Origin of the sequence: Bacteroides intestinalis DSM 17393 (assembly GCF_000172175.1) — a bacterium.
Taxonomy (GTDB): Bacteria; Bacteroidota; Bacteroidia; order Bacteroidales; family Bacteroidaceae; genus Bacteroides; species Bacteroides intestinalis.
On sequence record NZ_ABJL02000001.1, the window covers coordinates 42,907 to 60,031 of the forward strand.

Consider the following 17,125-nt stretch of genomic DNA (forward strand, 5'->3'; position numbering starts at 1 on the left):
CAATTAATTCAGAGCGAGTTAATCTACCTTTGTCCGGGGTAGCTAATCCGTAATGAAGATTTTTTTAGTAGTAACATTTAAAAAACAAATCAAGAGTGGATACTTTAAGTTACAAGACCATTTCTGCAAACAAAGCTACGGTAACCAAAGAATGGGTTATTGTTGACGCTACAGACCAAGTATTGGGTCGTCTGGGCGCAAAAGTTGCGAAACTGTTGAGAGGAAAGTATAAACCAAACTTTACTCCTCACGTAGATTGCGGTGATAATGTAATCATTATCAATGCCGACAAAGTTAAAATGACAGGTAATAAGTGGACTGACAAAGTGTATTTGTCATACACAGGTTATCCCGGTGGTCAGAGAGAAATGACTCCTGCTCGTCTGCAGGCTAAACCGAATGGTGATGACAGACTGTTGAGAAAAGTAGTAAAGGGTATGTTGCCTAAGAATAAATTGGGCGCTAAATTGCTGAGCAATATGTACGTATATGCCGGTAGCGAGCACAAACATGACGCTCAGAACCCGAAATCAATTGATATAAACTTACTTAAATAATAGATATGGAAGTAGTAAATGCATTAGGCAGACGTAAAAGTGCAATTGCACGCATTTTCGTAACCGAAGGTACAGGAAAGATTACTATTAACAAGAGAGACCTTGCAGAGTACTTTCCATCAACTATTCTTCAGTATGTAGTAAAACAACCGCTGAGTAAGCTGGGTGTTGCTGAAAAATATGATATTAAAGTAAATCTTTGCGGTGGTGGTTTCACCGGTCAGTCTCAGGCTTTGCGTTTGGCTATTGCCCGCGCATTGGTGAAGATGAATGCTGAAGACAAAGCTGCTCTTCGCGCTGAAGGCTTCATGACTCGTGACCCGCGTTCTGTTGAACGTAAGAAACCGGGACAACCGAAAGCTCGTAGAAGATTCCAGTTCAGTAAACGTTAAGAGTTGCAGAAACGTTGGGGCGGACAAGTTGCTTAATTCTCAACTTTTATCTCTCAACTCTCAACTGAAAGAGCGTTTAGTATCTAAACTACCGGGACTCTGGAATGATAGACTACCCGGCGGTTGGTTTAGAAAAAACAAAAAAGAAAGTAAACGATTTAAAGAAAAAACAAGATGTCAAGAACAAATTTTGATACATTATTGGAAGCCGGTTGCCACTTTGGTCACCTCAAAAGAAAGTGGAATCCTGCAATGGCTCCTTATATTTTCATGGAACGCAATGGTATCCATATCATTGACCTCCACAAGACAGTTGCTAAAGTAGACGAAGCTGCTGAAGCTTTGAAGCAAATTGCTAAATCAGGAAAGAAAGTCCTGTTCGTTGCTACTAAAAAACAAGCTAAACAAGTGGTTGCTGATAAAGCTGCCTCTGTAAATATGCCTTATGTAATCGAGCGTTGGCCGGGCGGTATGTTGACTAACTTCCCCACTATCCGCAAGGCTGTTAAGAAGATGGCTACCATCGACAAATTGACAAATGACGGTACGTACTCTAATCTGTCTAAGAGAGAAATCCTGCAGATTTCACGTCAACGTGCTAAGCTGGACAAGACTTTGGGTTCTATTGCTGACCTGACTCGTCTGCCGTCTGCATTGTTCGTTATCGATGTTATGAAAGAAAACATTGCAGTTCGCGAAGCTAACCGTTTGGGTATCCCCGTATTCGGTATCGTTGATACGAACTCTGATCCTTCTAACATTGATTTCGTTATCCCGGCTAATGATGATGCTACTAAATCAATAGAAGTAATTCTGGATGCTTGCTGCGCTGCTATGCAGGAAGGTTTGGAAGAAAGAAAAGCTGAAAAAGTAGACATGGAAGCAGCTGGTGAAGCTCCTGCCAATAAAGGCAAGAAGAAAGCTACAAAAGCAAGACTCGACAAATCTGACGAGGAAGCAATCAATGCAGCTAAAGCTGCTGCTTTCCTGAAGGAAGACGAAGAGGCTTAATCATACTTGAATGGTAAGATGGTAAAATGATAAGATGATAATGTCGTCTTACCATCCTATCATCTTACCATTCTATCATTTTGAATATTAATTATAAAAAGAAAATATATTATGGCTGTAACAATGGCTGATATTACCAAACTCCGTAAAATGACCGGAGCAGGTATGATGGACTGCAAGAATGCGTTGACGGAAGCCGAAGGCGATTTCGACAAGGCAATGGAAATAATCCGTAAGAAGGGACAGGCTGTTGCCGCTAAGCGTTCAGACCGTGAAGCTTCTGAAGGTTGTGTTCTGGCTAAGACTACCGGTAACTTTGCCGTTATCATTGCTTTGAAGTGTGAAACTGACTTCGTGGCTCAGAATGCTGATTTTATAAAATTGACTCAAGATATTCTGGATCTTGCTGTAGCTAACAACTGCAAGACTTTGGATGAGGTAAAAGCATTGCCGATGGGTAACGGTACTGTACAGGATGCAGTGACTGACCGTAGCGGTATTACAGGTGAGAAGATGGAGCTTGACGGCTATCTGACTGTAGAGGGTGCAAGCACTGTCGTTTACAATCACATGAATAGAAACGGTCTTTGCACGATCGCTGCTTTCAACAAAGAAGTTAACGAACAGTTGGCTAAGGAAGTGGCTATGCAGATTGCAGCTATGAATCCTCTTGCAATTGATGAGGACGGCGTTTCTGAAGATGTGAAGCAGAAAGAGATTGAAGTTGCTATCGAAAAGACAAAAGCAGAACAGGTACAGAAAGCTGTTGAGGCTGCTTTGAAGAAAGCAAATATCAATCCGGCTCACGTGGACAGCGAAGACCACATGGAAAGCAACATGGCTAAAGGTTGGATTACAGCTGAAGATGTAGCAAAAGCAAAAGAAATCATTGCTACTGTTTCTGCTGAAAAGGCTGCACACCTGCCTGAACAAATGATCCAGAACATCGCTAAAGGTCGTCTGGCTAAGTTCTTGAAAGAAGTTTGCTTGCTGAACCAGGAAAATATTATGGATTCTAAGAAGACTGTAAGAGAAGTGTTGGCAGCAGCTGACCCTGAATTGAAGATTGTAGATTTCAAGCGTTTCACTTTGAAAGCTGAATAATTCAACTCAATATATATAGAAAACGACCGCACGGGAATTTCCGTTGCGGTCGTTTTTTTATGCATATTTGCTTCTTTTAGAAGAAGTGATATACTTACTGATAGACCGTCTGTTTCGGTGAACCGGATTATCCGACCGGCTTAGTCTGCGTATATCCCTCCTTTTTAAGTAGTTCCAGCACTTTCTGCTTGAAATCTCCTTGTACGATGATTTCTCCGTCTTTGGCACTTCCGCCTACGCCACATTTAGACTTCAGCAATTTACCTAACTCCTTCAGGTCATTCTCCGTACCTACGAAACCCGTGACAAGTGTGACTACTTTTCCTCCTCTATTCTTGCGATCCAACTGAACACGCAATTTCTGTTGAGAAGCTTCCGGGGTAACTTGTTTCCCATCATCTTCCATTTCATAACTATAGTCCGGATTGGTAGAATAAACCACATTCAACCGTTCTTTCCAATCATTATTCTTCATATTTGTTCTGTTTTAAGAATCAAAAGTAATATTTTGTGTGGAACTTTGCAATCTTTTGAGACTTTTGTCGTCTAATAGAAAACGCTAATTAGCTTCAAGTATACGAAATATGAAAAGAATCATCTGGCTATTTCTATTGTCTTTGGTTACTCTACTATCTTTTTCGCAATCTTTCAAGGGTACTGTTACGGATACTGATGGGAAGCCGGTTCCTTATGCCGCCCTCTATCTAAGAGAAATGAAGTCAGGTTTAACTACCGATGAGCATGGGCGATTTCAAACGAAATTATCTGCCGGACAATATACCTGTGAGGTCTCTTCTTTAGGATTTATATCCCAGACCTTTACTTTCCAAATGCTGAATCGTGATTATGAGAAGGATATAGTGCTTGCCGAACGTACCTATAGCCTGCCGGAAGTAAGCATCACCAAGGGAAATGAAGATCCCGCCTATGCAGTGATGCGCAAAGCGATAGCGCGTGCTCCTTATTATCGTACTCAGATAAAAAGCTATACAGCCGGTACATATCTGAAAGGAACCGGTAAAGGGATCGCTATTCCCGCTGTCCTGAAACTATCCAAAGAGGTGCGGAAAGATGCAAAAGAATGGCTTGGAAAGCTGTTTGTCTTGGAGCAACAGCAGATCGTGAATTTTACTGCTCCCAATATCTGGAATAATAAGGTATTAGCCAATAAAAACTCTTTTCCTGAGGAAATACAGGTGGATATGGGAATAACTACGATTAATCTCTATACTCCTGAGCTTTTCGGCAAAGTCTCTCCTTTAAATAAAAGTGCCTTTTCATACTATCGTTTCAGACTTGACGCTTGCTTTGTGGAAGAAGGACAAATGATAAATAAGATCCGTGTGATTCCCAAGAAAGACGATAGCCGTTTGCTGGAAGGAGACCTGTTCATTGTAGAAGATTTGTGGTGCATTTCGGCTGCTGATGTCAATGTTCGTGGCACCGGGCTGAAAGCAAAGATTAAGATCACTTGCAAGGAGGTGCAGTCTTCTGTCTTTCTGCCAGTTTCTATTACTACCTCTTCTACCATCGACATAATGGGTTTCAAGGCAGAGGCTTCCTATCTGGCGGCAATACACTATAGAGAGGTAAAAACGGATATCCAGCCGGAGACCAATACGGATAAAATGGCAAAAACTGTAACTGCCACTGCAGTAGCGCAGCCAAAGAAACATAAATTTGAACGTCCGGCACGAATCGGGCGCAAAGATACTCAGGTTGATTCGCTTGCCGATAAGCGGGATTCTCTTTATTGGACCACTATCCGTAGCGTGCCGTTGCGATTGGAAGAGGTGCAGAGTTATCAATATAAAGAAGAAAAGATAGCTTTGAAAGATTTGTCACCCGGAGAAAAGTCCGAGAAGAAAACAGCTTTCGGTCAAGTACTGAATACCATTATGTGGGGAAAGACTTTCAGAACTTCCAATAAAAATGCCTGGCTGACTTTACCCGGTCTTTCCGCTTATATTCCCGAATATAATTTTGTGGATGGCTTCTGGTTAGGAGTAAAGCTAAAAACAGGAGTGAAGTTATCAGAATCTTCTACACTTCGTTTTGTACCTTCTTTCTATTATACCACAGCTCGCAAAAACTGGATTGGACAAGGAGAATTGACGCTGGATTATGCTCCACGGAACCGTGGCTATTTATCCCTTTCCGGAGGTCTTCTGTCTGCCGATTATAATTCGGAAAACGGAGAATCCCGTTTGATTAATAGTATGTCCAGCTCGTTGTTCGGCCATAACCATCTGAAGCTTTACGAGAATACTTTCTTCACAGTTGACCATGCGATAGAGCCGGCTAACGGATTACTTTTTTCTTCCTCATTTTCCTGGCAACGTAGGAAGATGCTGGATAACCATATCCGTAAAAGTTGGTTCAAGAGGGATGCCGAGCCGAATATTCCGGAAAACACTGCTTTCCGACCGATGCAGGAGAATGATATCCTGAAAGCTTCTTTTGAGTTGGAGTATACTCCGGCTCACTACTATCACATGTCGCAAGGCAAGAAAGTGTATGAAGCTTCCCGTTATCCTACATTTGCCCTAAAATATGACAGAGCTTTCCCTATGAGCGGAAGCCGTTATCTTACCTCGTACCACCTGATGCAATTCTCTGCTAAACAGAAAATTGAGTTCGGCATGTTCAATCGTCTGTATTGGTCAGTGAATGCTGGTTCATTCTTTGATGCAAAGAATCTCCAGTTCCCCGACTTCAAGCATTTTGCTTCTACCCGCATACTGGTTACGGAACGTTCTTTCGATACCGGGTTTAGTTTACTGGATAACTACGCTTTGTCCACTAATACCCGCTGGACACAGGCTAATGTCTCCTGGTATACTCCATATCTGCTTTTGAAACATCTTCCTTTTCTGTCAAGAAAAGCATTTGATGAAGCATTGCATCTTCGTTCCATTGTGATATATGGTCGGCGTCCCTATACGGAGATCGGATATTCGATCGGGTTTTCCGATAGGGCACGGATAGGAGTCTTTGCCGGTTTCGATTGCCTGAAGTTCCATTCGGTGGGAGTTTCTCTTAGTTTGCCGTTATCCCTCTTTGGTGATAAGTAAAACTTTTGTAGAAATTATGTTAACTTTCTTCTGTTGGAGTATTCTTTTCCAAAAAAACGTATTTTTGTCCACCCGTAACCTAAAGAAATGAAGAAAATGACCACGAACCAGGCAATTCAATATAAGGATAGCATGAAAGTGCCGGAGCCTACTTTGCGCAGGTTGCCGTGGTACTTGTCGAATGTTAAGCTGCTCAAGCAGCGGGGCGAACGGTACGTCTCTTCTACACAGATATCCAAAGAAATCAATATAGATGCTTCCCAGATAGCCAAGGATTTGTCGTATGTCAACATCTCCGGGCGTACGCGTGTGGGCTACGAAGTCGATACTCTGATAGCCGTATTGGAAGACTTCCTCGGATTTACCGATATGCATAAAGCATTTCTGTTTGGAGTAGGTAGCTTGGGTGGTGCATTGTTGCGCGACTCCGGTTTGAAGCACTTCGGGCTGGAAATTGTAGCGGCATTTGATGTGAACCCGGAATTGGTAGGCACTACATTGAACGGAATTCCGATCTTCCATTCCAGTGAATTCGAGCAGAAGATGCGCGAATATGATGTGAACATCGGTGTGCTGACTGTACCTATCGAGATAGCCCAATGCATTACGGACACCATGATAGCCGGTGGCATCAAAGCTGTATGGAACTTTACGCCGTTCCGTATCCGTGTGCCGGAAAATATCGTTGTTCAGAATACTTCTCTATATGCTCATTTGGCGGTGATGTTTAACCGCCTGAATTTTAACGAAATCGAATAATGAAGATTATTGCTGTCGGAATGAACTATGCACTGCACAATAAAGAGCTGGGGCATACGTTAGTTAATAAAGAGCCGGTTATCTTCATGAAGCCCGACTCGGCTATATTGAAAGACGGAAAGCCTTTCTTTATTCCCGATTTTTCGGATGAGGTTCATTACGAAACTGAGGTGGTGGTACGTATCTGCCGTTTGGGAAAAAACATTGCGCCGCGCTTTGCCAACCGTTATTATGATGCAGTGACTGTAGGCATCGATTTTACGGCACGCGACTTACAACGTAAGTTCCGTGAAGCGGGTAATCCCTGGGAACTTTGCAAAGGGTTCGACAATTCGGCAGCTATCGGAACTTTTGTTCCTTTGGAGCAGGCTGGAGGCGATTTGCAGCAGCTTGATTTCCGTCTGGAAATAGACGGAAAGGAAGTGCAGCACGGCAATACCTCGGATATGCTTTTCAAAGTGGATGAGATTATTGCATACGTCAGCCGCTTTATGACGCTGAAAATAGGCGACCTGTTGTTTACGGGAACTCCCGCAGGCGTAGGCCCGGTACAGATAGGACAGCATTTACAAGGGTACCTCGGAGAAGATAAGTTGCTCGACTTTTATATTCGTTGAGTCAATTTATTACGATATGTTTATCAAACGTTGCTGGCTGCTTTGTTGCTTTATTGCTCTTCTTCTTCCGGTTTCAGCGCAGGAATTCATTACGCTGAACTGGCAGGAATTGTCTTCTGCACAGACGCTTCCCGTAGTGACGCGCGAACTTCCATTAGGGAACGCTTTCCGTTCTTTTACTTATCAGGTAGAAATTGAATTCCCGGAATACCAGAAACTAAGCCGGAGTGAGGTGGCAGCATTAGAAATGCGACTCGACAGTTTGCGTCAGTTACCCAATGAAGACGTTGCTTTCCGGAAGGGCTTACCGGCATCTCCACAGATAAACACCTTCACTAAAATCTCCGCACATCATGGTTTTCTCTCCATAAGTTTTGTCCCTGTAGTTTTTCGTGAAGGAAGCTACCAACGGCTGAACTCGTTCAAGTTATCCGTGAAATCCTATCCAAAGACAGATGGAATAGGAGAGGGTACAGCCACTCGAGGCTCGGGAACAACTTTAACCAGAGCTTCTTTAAAAGATTGCACTACTTCGCTTCTCGCTTCAGGTCGTTGGACAAAGATAGGTGTCAGAAATACCGGAGTCTTTAAAATCACGAATGCCGAATTAAAGAAGATGGGATTCTCAAGACCCGAGAAAGTCCGCGTATTTGGTTATGGTGGGTATTTGTTATCCCAGCGTTTCAATGAACATCCGGCAGCAGATTTGCCCGAAGTCCCCTTGCTGCGTTTGTCAGACGGTGTATTGTTTTATGGTCGTGGCACTGTATCCTGGAAACTGAGCTCCGATAACACTTACTTTGTTCGCGAACGTAATTTCTATTCCGATGAAGGCTATTATTTCCTGACTGACCGGGAGGATATTCCGGAAATGGAAGTCGAAGTCCTTTCTTCTTTGAAAGAACCTTCTGCCAACAGGTTGACAACCTTTAATTCCTATGCTCTGCATGAGAAAGAAGTATATAGTTGGGCAAGTACCGGCAGACAACTATATGAAGATTATGATTATGCGACGGGTAACACCAAGAATTATACGTTGAGTTTGCCGGGTATCGTTCCGGAAGATTCTGTATGGCTGACCACAGTTTTTGCTGCCCGTTCCATTGGAGCATCTACCTATTATTCGGTTGCAGTGAATGGTAAGGTGAGAGGAAATGCTACACTGGCATCCATATCTTCCGACAATCAATATTACACTAGAGCTACTTCTGCCTCCATAAGTACTTCCTGGCTGGGTACAGAGTCGGAGAATACTATAGTGACCGTTATCCATACCCGCCCTTCCGGGACATCGGGGCGCCTGGATTATATTGCTTTGAACTATATCCGCTCGCTTACGCTGAATGCTCCTTACCTTACTTTCCGTTCTTTGGCCTCCATCAATAAAGAGACGACATTTGTACTTTCCGGTGCCACAGCTTCTACTGTTGTGTGGGATGTCACCGATCCCGCAAATATTTGCAGGATGGAAGGCAGCTTTGTAGGCGGCACATATACGTTTACCATTCCCGCAGGAAAATTGCGTGAGTTCGTAGCCATCACTCCGGAAGCTTCTGGCTTTGATACGGTAGAAACGGTAGGGAATATTGCAAATCAAAATCTGCACTCTCTGGGAGCTACGGATATGATTATCATTTCTCCCGACCGGAAAGACCTGATGACACAGGCGGAACGGCTGGCACAAGCACACCGTGAAAAAGATGGCCTATCTGTTCTTGTTCTTGCTGCTCCGCAAATCTACAATGAATTCTCTTCCGGTACACCGGATGGAACGGCTTACCGTCGTTTGATGAAGATGTTGTATGATCGTTTTCCGAATAAGGCTGAAAGTCCTAAATATTTGTTATTCTTCGGAGATTGCAGTTATGATAACCGTATGCTGACTTCCTCCTGGAAGAATTATCGGCCTGAAAACTTTTTGCTATCTTATCAATCGGAAACCTCTCTTGAGGAAACCTCTTCCTATGTAACGGACGATTATTTCGGCTTTCTCGATGATGGAGAAGGTGAAAATCTGTCAGATGCCATGCTGGATATAGGTATCGGACGTTTCCCGGTTCGCACGGCTGCTGAGGCAAAAGCTACTGTTGATAAGACCATCGCTTATATGGGAAATAAGCATGCAGGACCGTGGAAACACACCGTTTGCTATGTGGGCGATGACGGGGATGGCAGACTGCACATGTCCCAATCTGAAATCCTGGCAAGTTATACAGAACGGAATTATCCTTCCTTCCTTGTTGAAAGAATCTATGCCGATGCTTTCCGTCGCGAATCTTCTGCTACCGGAGAAACTTATCCCGATGCAACAAAACGCCTATTGCAATTATTCGACAAAGGCATGCTGGTAGTCAACTATACAGGGCACGGAAGTACTTCCGCCTGGGCAGAGGAGAATCTGCTGAACATGGGAGATATTACCCAAATGACATCCCCACGTCTTCCTCTATGGATAACAGCTACTTGTGACTTTACCCGTTTCGACGATATCCAGACTTCCGCCGGAGAGCAGGCATTCCTGAATGCCAAAGGCGGGGCTATTGCTTTGCTCACCACTTCCCGGGTGGTATATGCTGCGCAGAATTCTACTTTAAACCAGGCTTTCCTTCGTCATATCTTTTCCCGCCCTGAAGGTAAACGCCTGCGATTGGGAGATGTTATGCGGCTTTCAAAGTGCGATGCATCTTTGGCTACTGACAAGAATAAATTGAATTTCTCTCTGATCGGTGATCCTGCCTTGACCTTGGCATATCCTGATTATCAAATACAGGTGGATGAATTTGCCGGAGTGAATGTAGCAGAAGAAACAAACACCTATCCGCAGGTGAAAGCCGGTAGCAAGATTACTGTAAAAGGACGTATCCTGACTCCCGAAGGTGCTTTAGCAGAAGACTTTACCGGCACAGTGCATCCTACTGTACTGGATAGTAAGGAAGAAGTTACCACTCTTGATAATCGTGGTGAGGGTGCTTATACTTATACGGAGCGCAGTAAAACTCTTTTTTCAGGCAGTGATTCGGTTCGTCAGGGACGGTTTGAGTTTACTTTCCCTGTACCGTTGGACATCAATTATTCCGATGAAGAAGGCTTATTGAGTCTTTACGCTCTGGATGCTGTTCATTCGAATGAAGCGGGCGGAGCTTTCGACCGTTTCCTGGTAGGCGGTACGGATGATGATGTTTCTTTGGCAGATACGTTAGGCCCTAAGATAACCATTTATCTGAATACGCCGGACTTCAGTTCCGGTGGACAAACCAATACTACTCCCTTGTTTGTAGCCGAGTTAGAAGATGCGGATGGTATCAATACGGTTGGCAATGGTATCGGGCATGACCTTTCGCTTAGTATAGACGGCAGTGCGGTGTCGACTTACAATCTGAATGATTATTATACTCCGGTAGCGGGAGATTATACCCGGGGTACAGTGCATTTTTCAGTGCCCGAACTTACGGAGGGGAAACATATATTGTCATTCCGTGCTTGGGATTTACTGAATAGTTCTTCTACAAAGACTTTAGAGTTTGAGGTGGTTCGAGGGCTACGTCCCGGTCTCTTTTCAGTAACTTGCACACAGAGTCCTGCCCGTGAAAGTACTACATTTATTCTTTCTCACAATCGCCCCGGTTCCACACTTTCAGTCCGTATGTCCGTGTATGATTTTGCCGGGCGGGAAATGTGGACACATATGGAGAAAGGAATATCTGAAGGACAAACCTACTATGTAGAATGGGATTTGTGTAGTAACGGTGGGCAACGCCTGGCACCGGGTGTTTATCTATATCGTGCTTCTATTGTCTCTGATGGCAGTCGTGAAAGTACGAAATCACAGAAAATCATCATCCTGTCACAATAAACAGGGGGATTCTCTGTTTAATTAGTATTAAAAAGATATTCTTCATCCGCAGATGAAGAATTAAATAATATCGTATGAAGAAATACATCTTACCATTAATCATAGCTTTCTTGTCCGTACACCTTCTTGCTCAGGACAAGAATCAGTTTAACCCTGTTAATACCGGTGTTAACTCTCTGGGGATTGCCCCTGACTCCCGTGGTGGTGGTATGGGAGATGTGGGCGCGGCTACAGATCCGGATGTGAACTCCCAATTCTGGAACCCGGCAAAGTATCCGTTTACTATCAGCCGTGCCGGAGTGGCGGTTTCATATACTCCCTGGTTGCGTAAGCTGGTGAATGATATTGACTTGGCATATCTGGCAGGGTACTATCGCATCGGAGATTATCAGGCAGTCAGCGGTTCTTTGCGCTATTTTTCTTTGGGGGAAGTACCCGTGGGATATACCGGTGACGAGAATTCTCCGGGATATACGATTAAACCTTATGAGATGGCGGTGGATATAGCTTACTCACGTATGCTTTCCGAGCGTTTCTCTGCAGCGGTTGCATTACGGTATATTTACTCCGACTTGGCATACAGGGAAGACGAAGAAGTTTCTGCCGGTTCCGCTTTTGCTGCCGACATTGCCTTCTATTATACAAATTACGTCATACTTGCCCAGCGTGAGTGCATGCTTTCTTTCGGATTGAATGCTTCTAATATCGGTACGAAGATTTCTTATGATAGCGGTAATACCAGTCGGTTCCTGCCTACTAACTTGCGTTTGGGTGCTTCTTTACTGTTCCCGATAGATGATTACAATACAATTGGAGTTAGTTTCGACGCCAATAAATATATGGTTCCCACCCGTCCTATCCGTGGAGAAGACGAGTCACAGGAAGAATATGAAGAACGTCTGGACCGTGATTATAATGATATCTCACCCATTAAGGGTATTTTCAAATCTTTCAGTGATGCTCCCGGTGGTTTCAAGGAAGAACTGCAGGAGATACAATGGTCGTTGGGATTGGAATATACCTATCATGAACAGTTCTCCATTCGTGGTGGTTACCATTGGGAACATGAGAACAAAGGAAACCGCAAGTATTTCTCTTTCGGAGCAGGTTTCAAGATGAGCGTGTTTTCACTGGATGCTGCTTATCTGGTATCTACAGCACAGAGCAATCCACTCGACCAGACACTTCGCTTCACGTTAGGTTTCGACCTTGACGGAATAAAGGACTTGTTCGGACGTCGTAGAAGATAAATCAGCTACTAGCTACAAGTTACGGGCTACAAGTGCCTTTCGGCAGAAGAGGGAGGGAGCTATGTGTAGAGCATTCAGCGATGATCGTTCCAGTAGTTCAGATATATATCTGCTATCCCCAATAGTATATCTGTTATATTCAGTTGGTCTTCCGGTAGTTTTAAGCGTAGCTTTTTGCTATCGTAGATCATTGCGTTTTTTCCTTGCATTTTCGGGGTGGTTTTCACGAACATATCCTTCAGATTAATTGTAATTGTACTGAAGCTCCGGAACATGTCCATTCCTACTATTCCATCTCCGGCAAAATGAAGAGCGTCTTGTTCGGGTGTTGCCACTACGTTGAGACTGTCTGTACAGCCCGTATACTCACCTATCTGGAAGCATGCGCCCGGCAGTTTGTAAATGCATACCCATGCTGTACCACCGAAACCGCCAAGTCCCATCGAGTCCCTTTCCGCTATTCGTTCAATACGGTCTTTATGCTGCTCAAAGTAATCATAATTGAGATGGCTGAGGCAGGAACCGCTGTCGAAGTTCATTTGCAATAGCTCATGGTCGTATACGATTTCCAGGTTCAGGAGGTTCTTTCCCGTAAAACAAATGTTCGGGGCAAAGCCGGGCGTGGGAGTCAGTTCTTTGGGAATAATCATCCGGTTGTTGCGTAAATCCAGTTGTATTTCCTGAAGTTGATTGAGGAAAGGCAGTCCGATGATGACTTCCAGATATTTCATGTAGCGGTCGGCTTTTTCTTCTCCAGTTTTCATATCCAACACGTAGAAAGGTACGTTTCGCATCACGAGCGGACCTGTTTTTATCTCTTCGGCAATGGCGAATTGTCCACTTCCCGTACCTATCCCATTTGCTGTGATTTCTACGTCCAGTATCTTCATGCCACAGGCTTTTGCTACTTCGGGGGTGACAACATTGACACCTGCACCTGTATCCAATATGAAGTTCCGTTCTTTTCCATTCACACTGCCTTCCATAGCTATGGCGGTGGCTCCCGAACCTTTTGGACCTACACTGTCTATGCGAATGGGCAGCGCTAAATCCGTGTCTGGCTTCTCCCATTGGTATAGGGCATATTTGGACAAAGCGCGATATTCTTTTTCTTTTCTCCGGTATCCGGCAAGGAAAGTACTATCCACCTGGCCTTCCAACTGGTCACAGAAATTTTTCAGTGTTTCGGCAGCTTGGTCGTTAGCACCCAGCTTGCTCAGGTTTTCGGATAATAGGTAAATCATGGAAGCAGTATTCTCAAAGCCCATATTACTTTGTTGCTCGTTCAGCAATTTGCCTATAGATTCGTAGGCAGCTTGGGGACGGTTGAAGAAATTATCCAGTAGTGCCTGACCGAATTCTTGCAGGAAAGGGTGTAAAGAGTCTTTGTTGACGGCGAATTCGCGTTGCAGACTGAACCAGTTTTCCTGATTCATATAAGTTCCGGCTCGTTCATCAGCTGTTTGTGCAGATGTGCTGAGGCTCATACAGAGAAATAAAAATAGTAATATTGTCTTCATAACTACAGATTGTTTAGAGTTAGCCAATCTTCTTGATGATTCATTCTTCAAATATACGAAATATATTGTTCTTCTGTCTAAAAAACAATAAATTAGCTCGTGTCAGGAGGGTTATGAACAAAATGTGATAAGGTGGTAGAGTGATAAAGTGATAGCGGGATAACGCTCTGTGATATATAGCGCAGCCATTTTATCACTTTACCACCTTATCACTCCTTTATTCCTTTCTTTCCCGATATGAATTATCTTACTTCACCTTTATATGTACACAGTTGTTTCCTTGCATGGAAGTTCAGTTTACTCCAAATGGTAACTTTAGTAACCCCACACGGTAACTCTATTTACATGCTGAGGTAAAGACCGTTACATGCCGAGGTAAAGGTCGTTACAATAAGGGGTAAAGGTCGTTACAATAAGGGGTAAAGGCCGTTACATACGGCAGTAAATGCTTTTACATCTAATAGTAAATCGTCGGTAAATGCTATTGGTTGATTATCAGTAAACTAACAAAAATTCCGTTAGCAATCTTTCATTCATAATTGATGGGCTTTGATATTTTGTGATGTAGAAGGCTGGATATGCATCCCGTTGATATTTAGTTTTGTTTGTCCATCCTCTTTTGTCAAAGGCAAGTAGTAACATATTTATGTTACGTTTTCGGCTTTTTAGCCGTCCGGTCGCCACATCAGCCCGATTTGACTTGCCTTTGAGTTAAAAGAGTTCCAATAAAATGATTACAGCTTTTGCCCTACACTATCCGGTAAGCATAAAAAAAGCGGTAAGCATTTGCCTATCCGCCGGAGAGGGAGTCGAAGCCCTTACGCACAAACAGGAAACGCCTACCGCATAAACAGTGAGGCGTATAGTCTGTTCTATGTGCGTATAGATAATTTTTCGACTTTTCTCCGGCACAAGAATCAGCTAAACGCTTTTTCTTTTTTAATATGTAAAAACACAGTCATATTTATGACTGCACAAATATATAAAATAATCGAATTGCAGAGCACTGAATCTTCTGTCTTTTTCAGTGAATACTATCCACAGACGATTGAATTCACATAAATTAAATTTGGAGGCAAAGATAAACAGTTATATCTTTGTCTCTCAGATTCAGTCATTGATTCCTGAATAGTTGTATGGAATAGTATGAAATGAAAAAAATGATTTTAGAATCGGTGAAAGACACAGAAGATATCCATAGCCTCTTAACAATGATTCAAGAGGAAAATACATTGGCATTCAATATGTTCTATGAGATGTATTATGACCAGGTATTTCGCTATACTTACTATTTTCTGAAAGATACAGAATCTTGTCGGGAAGTAGTTGCTGATGTTTTCTTTGCTGTATGGCAATCGCGCAAAAGACTAAAGGATATAGAAAATCTGGAAGCTTATTTATTTATATCCGTAAGAAACGAGGTTACCCGTTACAATAAGAAAAATGGCAGGCTAAACCGTGTCTCATTGGATGAATTACCTGTCCAATTGGAAATCACAGAAGAAGAATCTCCTTACGATAAGATCTCTTATAAAGAAATGGAGCAGCTATTGGGAAAGATTATTGGCGAATTGCCGGAAAAATGCCGTTTGATATTTCTTATGGCTCGTCAGGAGCAATTAAAACCCAAAGAAATAGCAGAGAGACTTTGCATTTCGGAAAACACGGTGCGCGTACAAATGAAAATTGCTATAGAAAAGATTATCAAGCAAATAAAACCCTATTATCCGGACTTGACTCTTTCTCTATTATGGTCTTTCTTTTTCTCTTCTATTAGTTAAAGAATTTAAAAATATGGGATGCCTTTTAAATGAAATCCCATCAAGCCTACTCCTCAATTTAGAAACAATTAATTATGAGCGAGGAAAACAACTTTATTGATATTCTACGAAATGAATTAATTCATGACATCAGTGATCGTGAAAAAGCGATGTTAGAAGACTGGAGTCATTCTAATGATGATAATCGTAGTTTCCGCCAGTTGATTCGTGAAATGAAACTTTCTTCTGAAATCGAAAAGAAAGAAGAAGAAATGAAATCCTATATCTTGCAAGAAGTTCATAAACGGATAAACAGGAGCCGATACATCAGGCGTCTTCTAAAGATCAGCACTGTGGCCGCTTCTATTGCAATTCTATTGGGAATGACCGGCTATTTTTCATATAAAGAAGGTTTCAATCAAGTCAACAGTCAACCAATAGAGATGTCTAATCCATTCGGTATGTTATCAACAATCACTTTGCCCGATGGGAGTAAAGTCATTTTGAATGCCGGAACTACAATCACTTATCCCAATGCTTTTGTCTCAAAGAACAGGGAAGTCGAAATAAATGGAGAAGCTTTCTTTGAGGTGGCTCATGATGCCGAGCATCCTTTTATAGTGAAGGCTAATCAGATTAACGTTGAAGTATTGGGTACACAATTCAATGTAAAAGCATACGAAGAAGATGACTGGATTGAGGTTTCTTTATCAGAAGGAAAAGTCGAGGTGCAGAGTAAAGACAAGAAAAGAAGAATCTTCCTGTCTCCTGGCGAACAAGCATATTATGATAAGCACAATCATTCTTTGACTACACGTACAGTGGATATTGCCCATTATACATCGTGGAGAAACGGGATCTATTATTTCAGGGCACTTCCTTTGAAAGAAATAGTCAAACAGCTTGAACGTATTTTCAATGTAAATATTTGCATAACCTCTTCTAATATTGAGGATATTATTCTGACCGGAGACTTCTTACGAGGTGAGAATCTGGAGCAAATATTGCGTGTGATAACTGCAGATAAACGTTTAAAATACAGGATTGAAGAATATATGATCTATATAGATGAAAATAAAAGAACTCGGAAAAGAATTTATTAACCCTAAAAAAAATGCCTATGATGAAATGATATAGTAGTATGGAAAAAGCGAAAAATGCGCTAACATTTTTCGCTTCAGTTAAGACTAGAGTCTGTAATTGTTCATGGATTTACAAACCTAAAATC

General features: G+C 42.7%; 13 protein-coding genes. 11 read left to right on the forward strand and 2 right to left on the reverse strand.

The genetic code is table 11. The features are described 5' to 3' along the window. Nucleotides 1-95: 95 nt before the first annotated feature. The 4 genes from rplM to tsf all read left to right on the forward strand — a co-directional run bounded on the left by rplM (nt 96) and on the right by tsf (nt 3,064). Nucleotides 96-557 (forward strand): 50S ribosomal protein L13, encoded by a 462-nt coding sequence (gene rplM, locus BACINT_RS00180; RefSeq protein WP_007659593.1) that lies wholly within the window; start codon nt 96-98, stop codon nt 555-557. A 5-nt stretch (nt 558-562) separates the two neighbouring features. Next, nucleotides 563-949: a 30S ribosomal protein S9 gene (rpsI, locus tag BACINT_RS00185; protein ID WP_007210470.1), complete on the forward strand. Its 387-nt coding sequence runs from the start codon at nt 563-565 to the stop codon at nt 947-949. Between the two features lie 174 nt (nt 950-1,123). Continuing rightward, on the forward strand, nt 1,124-1,960 hold the full coding sequence (gene rpsB / locus BACINT_RS00190; protein WP_007659596.1) for a 30S ribosomal protein S2: 837 nt from the start codon (nt 1,124-1,126) through the stop codon (nt 1,958-1,960). A 111-nt stretch (nt 1,961-2,071) separates the two neighbouring features. Further along, complete coding sequence (gene tsf, locus BACINT_RS00195; RefSeq protein ID WP_007659598.1) at nt 2,072-3,064, forward strand: translation elongation factor Ts; 993 nt, start codon at nt 2,072-2,074, stop codon at nt 3,062-3,064. 127 nt (nt 3,065-3,191) lie between these two features. On the opposite strand, the gene BACINT_RS00200 is transcribed toward tsf, so the two are convergent. Further along, nucleotides 3,192-3,539 carry a translation initiation factor gene (locus BACINT_RS00200; RefSeq protein WP_007659599.1) on the reverse strand — a complete coding sequence of 116 codons (348 nt, stop codon included), beginning with the start codon at nt 3,537-3,539 and terminating at the stop codon, nt 3,192-3,194. A gap of 109 nt (nt 3,540-3,648) precedes the next feature. Between BACINT_RS00200 and BACINT_RS00205 the strand changes: the two genes are divergently transcribed. The 5 genes from BACINT_RS00205 to porV all read left to right on the forward strand — a co-directional run bounded on the left by BACINT_RS00205 (nt 3,649) and on the right by porV (nt 12,617). After that, nucleotides 3,649-6,138: a DUF5686 family protein gene (locus BACINT_RS00205; protein WP_007659600.1), complete on the forward strand. Its 2,490-nt coding sequence runs from the start codon at nt 3,649-3,651 to the stop codon at nt 6,136-6,138. Between the two features lie 96 nt (nt 6,139-6,234). Beyond that, the gene (locus BACINT_RS00210) at nt 6,235-6,897 is read left to right on the forward strand and encodes a redox-sensing transcriptional repressor Rex (RefSeq protein ID WP_021967680.1); all 663 of its coding nucleotides are present in this window, start codon (nt 6,235-6,237) and stop codon (nt 6,895-6,897) included. Then, the gene (locus BACINT_RS00215; protein ID WP_007659602.1) at nt 6,897-7,514 is read left to right on the forward strand and encodes a fumarylacetoacetate hydrolase family protein; all 618 of its coding nucleotides are present in this window, start codon (nt 6,897-6,899) and stop codon (nt 7,512-7,514) included. The genes BACINT_RS00210 and BACINT_RS00215 overlap by 1 nt, the downstream gene beginning before the upstream one ends. A gap of 16 nt (nt 7,515-7,530) precedes the next feature. Further along, a complete protein-coding gene (gene porU, locus BACINT_RS00220) occupies nt 7,531-11,367 on the forward strand; it encodes a type IX secretion system sortase PorU (protein ID WP_007659603.1) in 3,837 nt (1,278 codons plus the stop codon). A gap of 74 nt (nt 11,368-11,441) precedes the next feature. Beyond that, on the forward strand, nt 11,442-12,617 hold the full coding sequence (gene porV / locus BACINT_RS00225) for a type IX secretion system outer membrane channel protein PorV (protein ID WP_007659604.1): 1,176 nt from the start codon (nt 11,442-11,444) through the stop codon (nt 12,615-12,617). Between the two features lie 74 nt (nt 12,618-12,691). On the opposite strand, the gene BACINT_RS00230 is transcribed toward porV, so the two are convergent. Then, nucleotides 12,692-14,137, reverse strand: coding sequence for a retropepsin-like aspartic protease (locus BACINT_RS00230; protein ID WP_007659605.1), 1,446 nt, complete (start codon nt 14,135-14,137; stop codon nt 12,692-12,694). 1,151 nt (nt 14,138-15,288) lie between these two features. Between BACINT_RS00230 and BACINT_RS00235 the strand changes: the two genes are divergently transcribed. Together BACINT_RS00235 and BACINT_RS00240 are read left to right on the forward strand one after the other, a co-directional pair. Continuing rightward, entirely contained in the window at nt 15,289-15,918 is a 630-nt protein-coding gene (locus BACINT_RS00235) for an RNA polymerase sigma-70 factor (RefSeq protein WP_007659609.1), read from the forward strand. A 74-nt stretch (nt 15,919-15,992) separates the two neighbouring features. After that, nucleotides 15,993-17,000, forward strand: a complete 1,008-nt coding sequence (locus tag BACINT_RS00240) for a FecR family protein (RefSeq protein WP_007659611.1) — start codon at nt 15,993-15,995, stop codon at nt 16,998-17,000. Nucleotides 17,001-17,125 lie beyond the last annotated feature (125 nt).

Excerpts from the sequence above, each read along its gene's own strand:
- rpsI (WP_007210470.1), top strand. The coding sequence starts at position 563 with ATGGAAGTAGTAAATGCATTAGGCAGACGTAAAAGTGCAATTGCACGC.
- rpsB (WP_007659596.1), top strand. The coding sequence starts at position 1,124 with ATGTCAAGAACAAATTTTGATACATTATTGGAAGCCGGTTGCCACTTT.
- tsf (WP_007659598.1), top strand. The coding sequence starts at position 2,072 with ATGGCTGTAACAATGGCTGATATTACCAAACTCCGTAAAATGACCGGA.
- BACINT_RS00200 (WP_007659599.1), bottom strand. The coding sequence starts at position 3,539 with ATGAAGAATAATGATTGGAAAGAACGGTTGAATGTGGTTTATTCTACC.
- BACINT_RS00205 (WP_007659600.1), top strand. The coding sequence starts at position 3,649 with ATGAAAAGAATCATCTGGCTATTTCTATTGTCTTTGGTTACTCTACTA.
- BACINT_RS00210 (WP_021967680.1), top strand. The coding sequence starts at position 6,235 with ATGACCACGAACCAGGCAATTCAATATAAGGATAGCATGAAAGTGCCG.
- BACINT_RS00215 (WP_007659602.1), top strand. The coding sequence starts at position 6,897 with ATGAAGATTATTGCTGTCGGAATGAACTATGCACTGCACAATAAAGAG.
- porU (WP_007659603.1), top strand. The coding sequence starts at position 7,531 with ATGTTTATCAAACGTTGCTGGCTGCTTTGTTGCTTTATTGCTCTTCTT.
- porV (WP_007659604.1), top strand. The coding sequence starts at position 11,442 with ATGAAGAAATACATCTTACCATTAATCATAGCTTTCTTGTCCGTACAC.
- BACINT_RS00230 (WP_007659605.1), bottom strand. The coding sequence starts at position 14,137 with ATGAAGACAATATTACTATTTTTATTTCTCTGTATGAGCCTCAGCACA.
- BACINT_RS00235 (WP_007659609.1), top strand. The coding sequence starts at position 15,289 with ATGAAAAAAATGATTTTAGAATCGGTGAAAGACACAGAAGATATCCAT.
- BACINT_RS00240 (WP_007659611.1), top strand. The coding sequence starts at position 15,993 with ATGAGCGAGGAAAACAACTTTATTGATATTCTACGAAATGAATTAATT.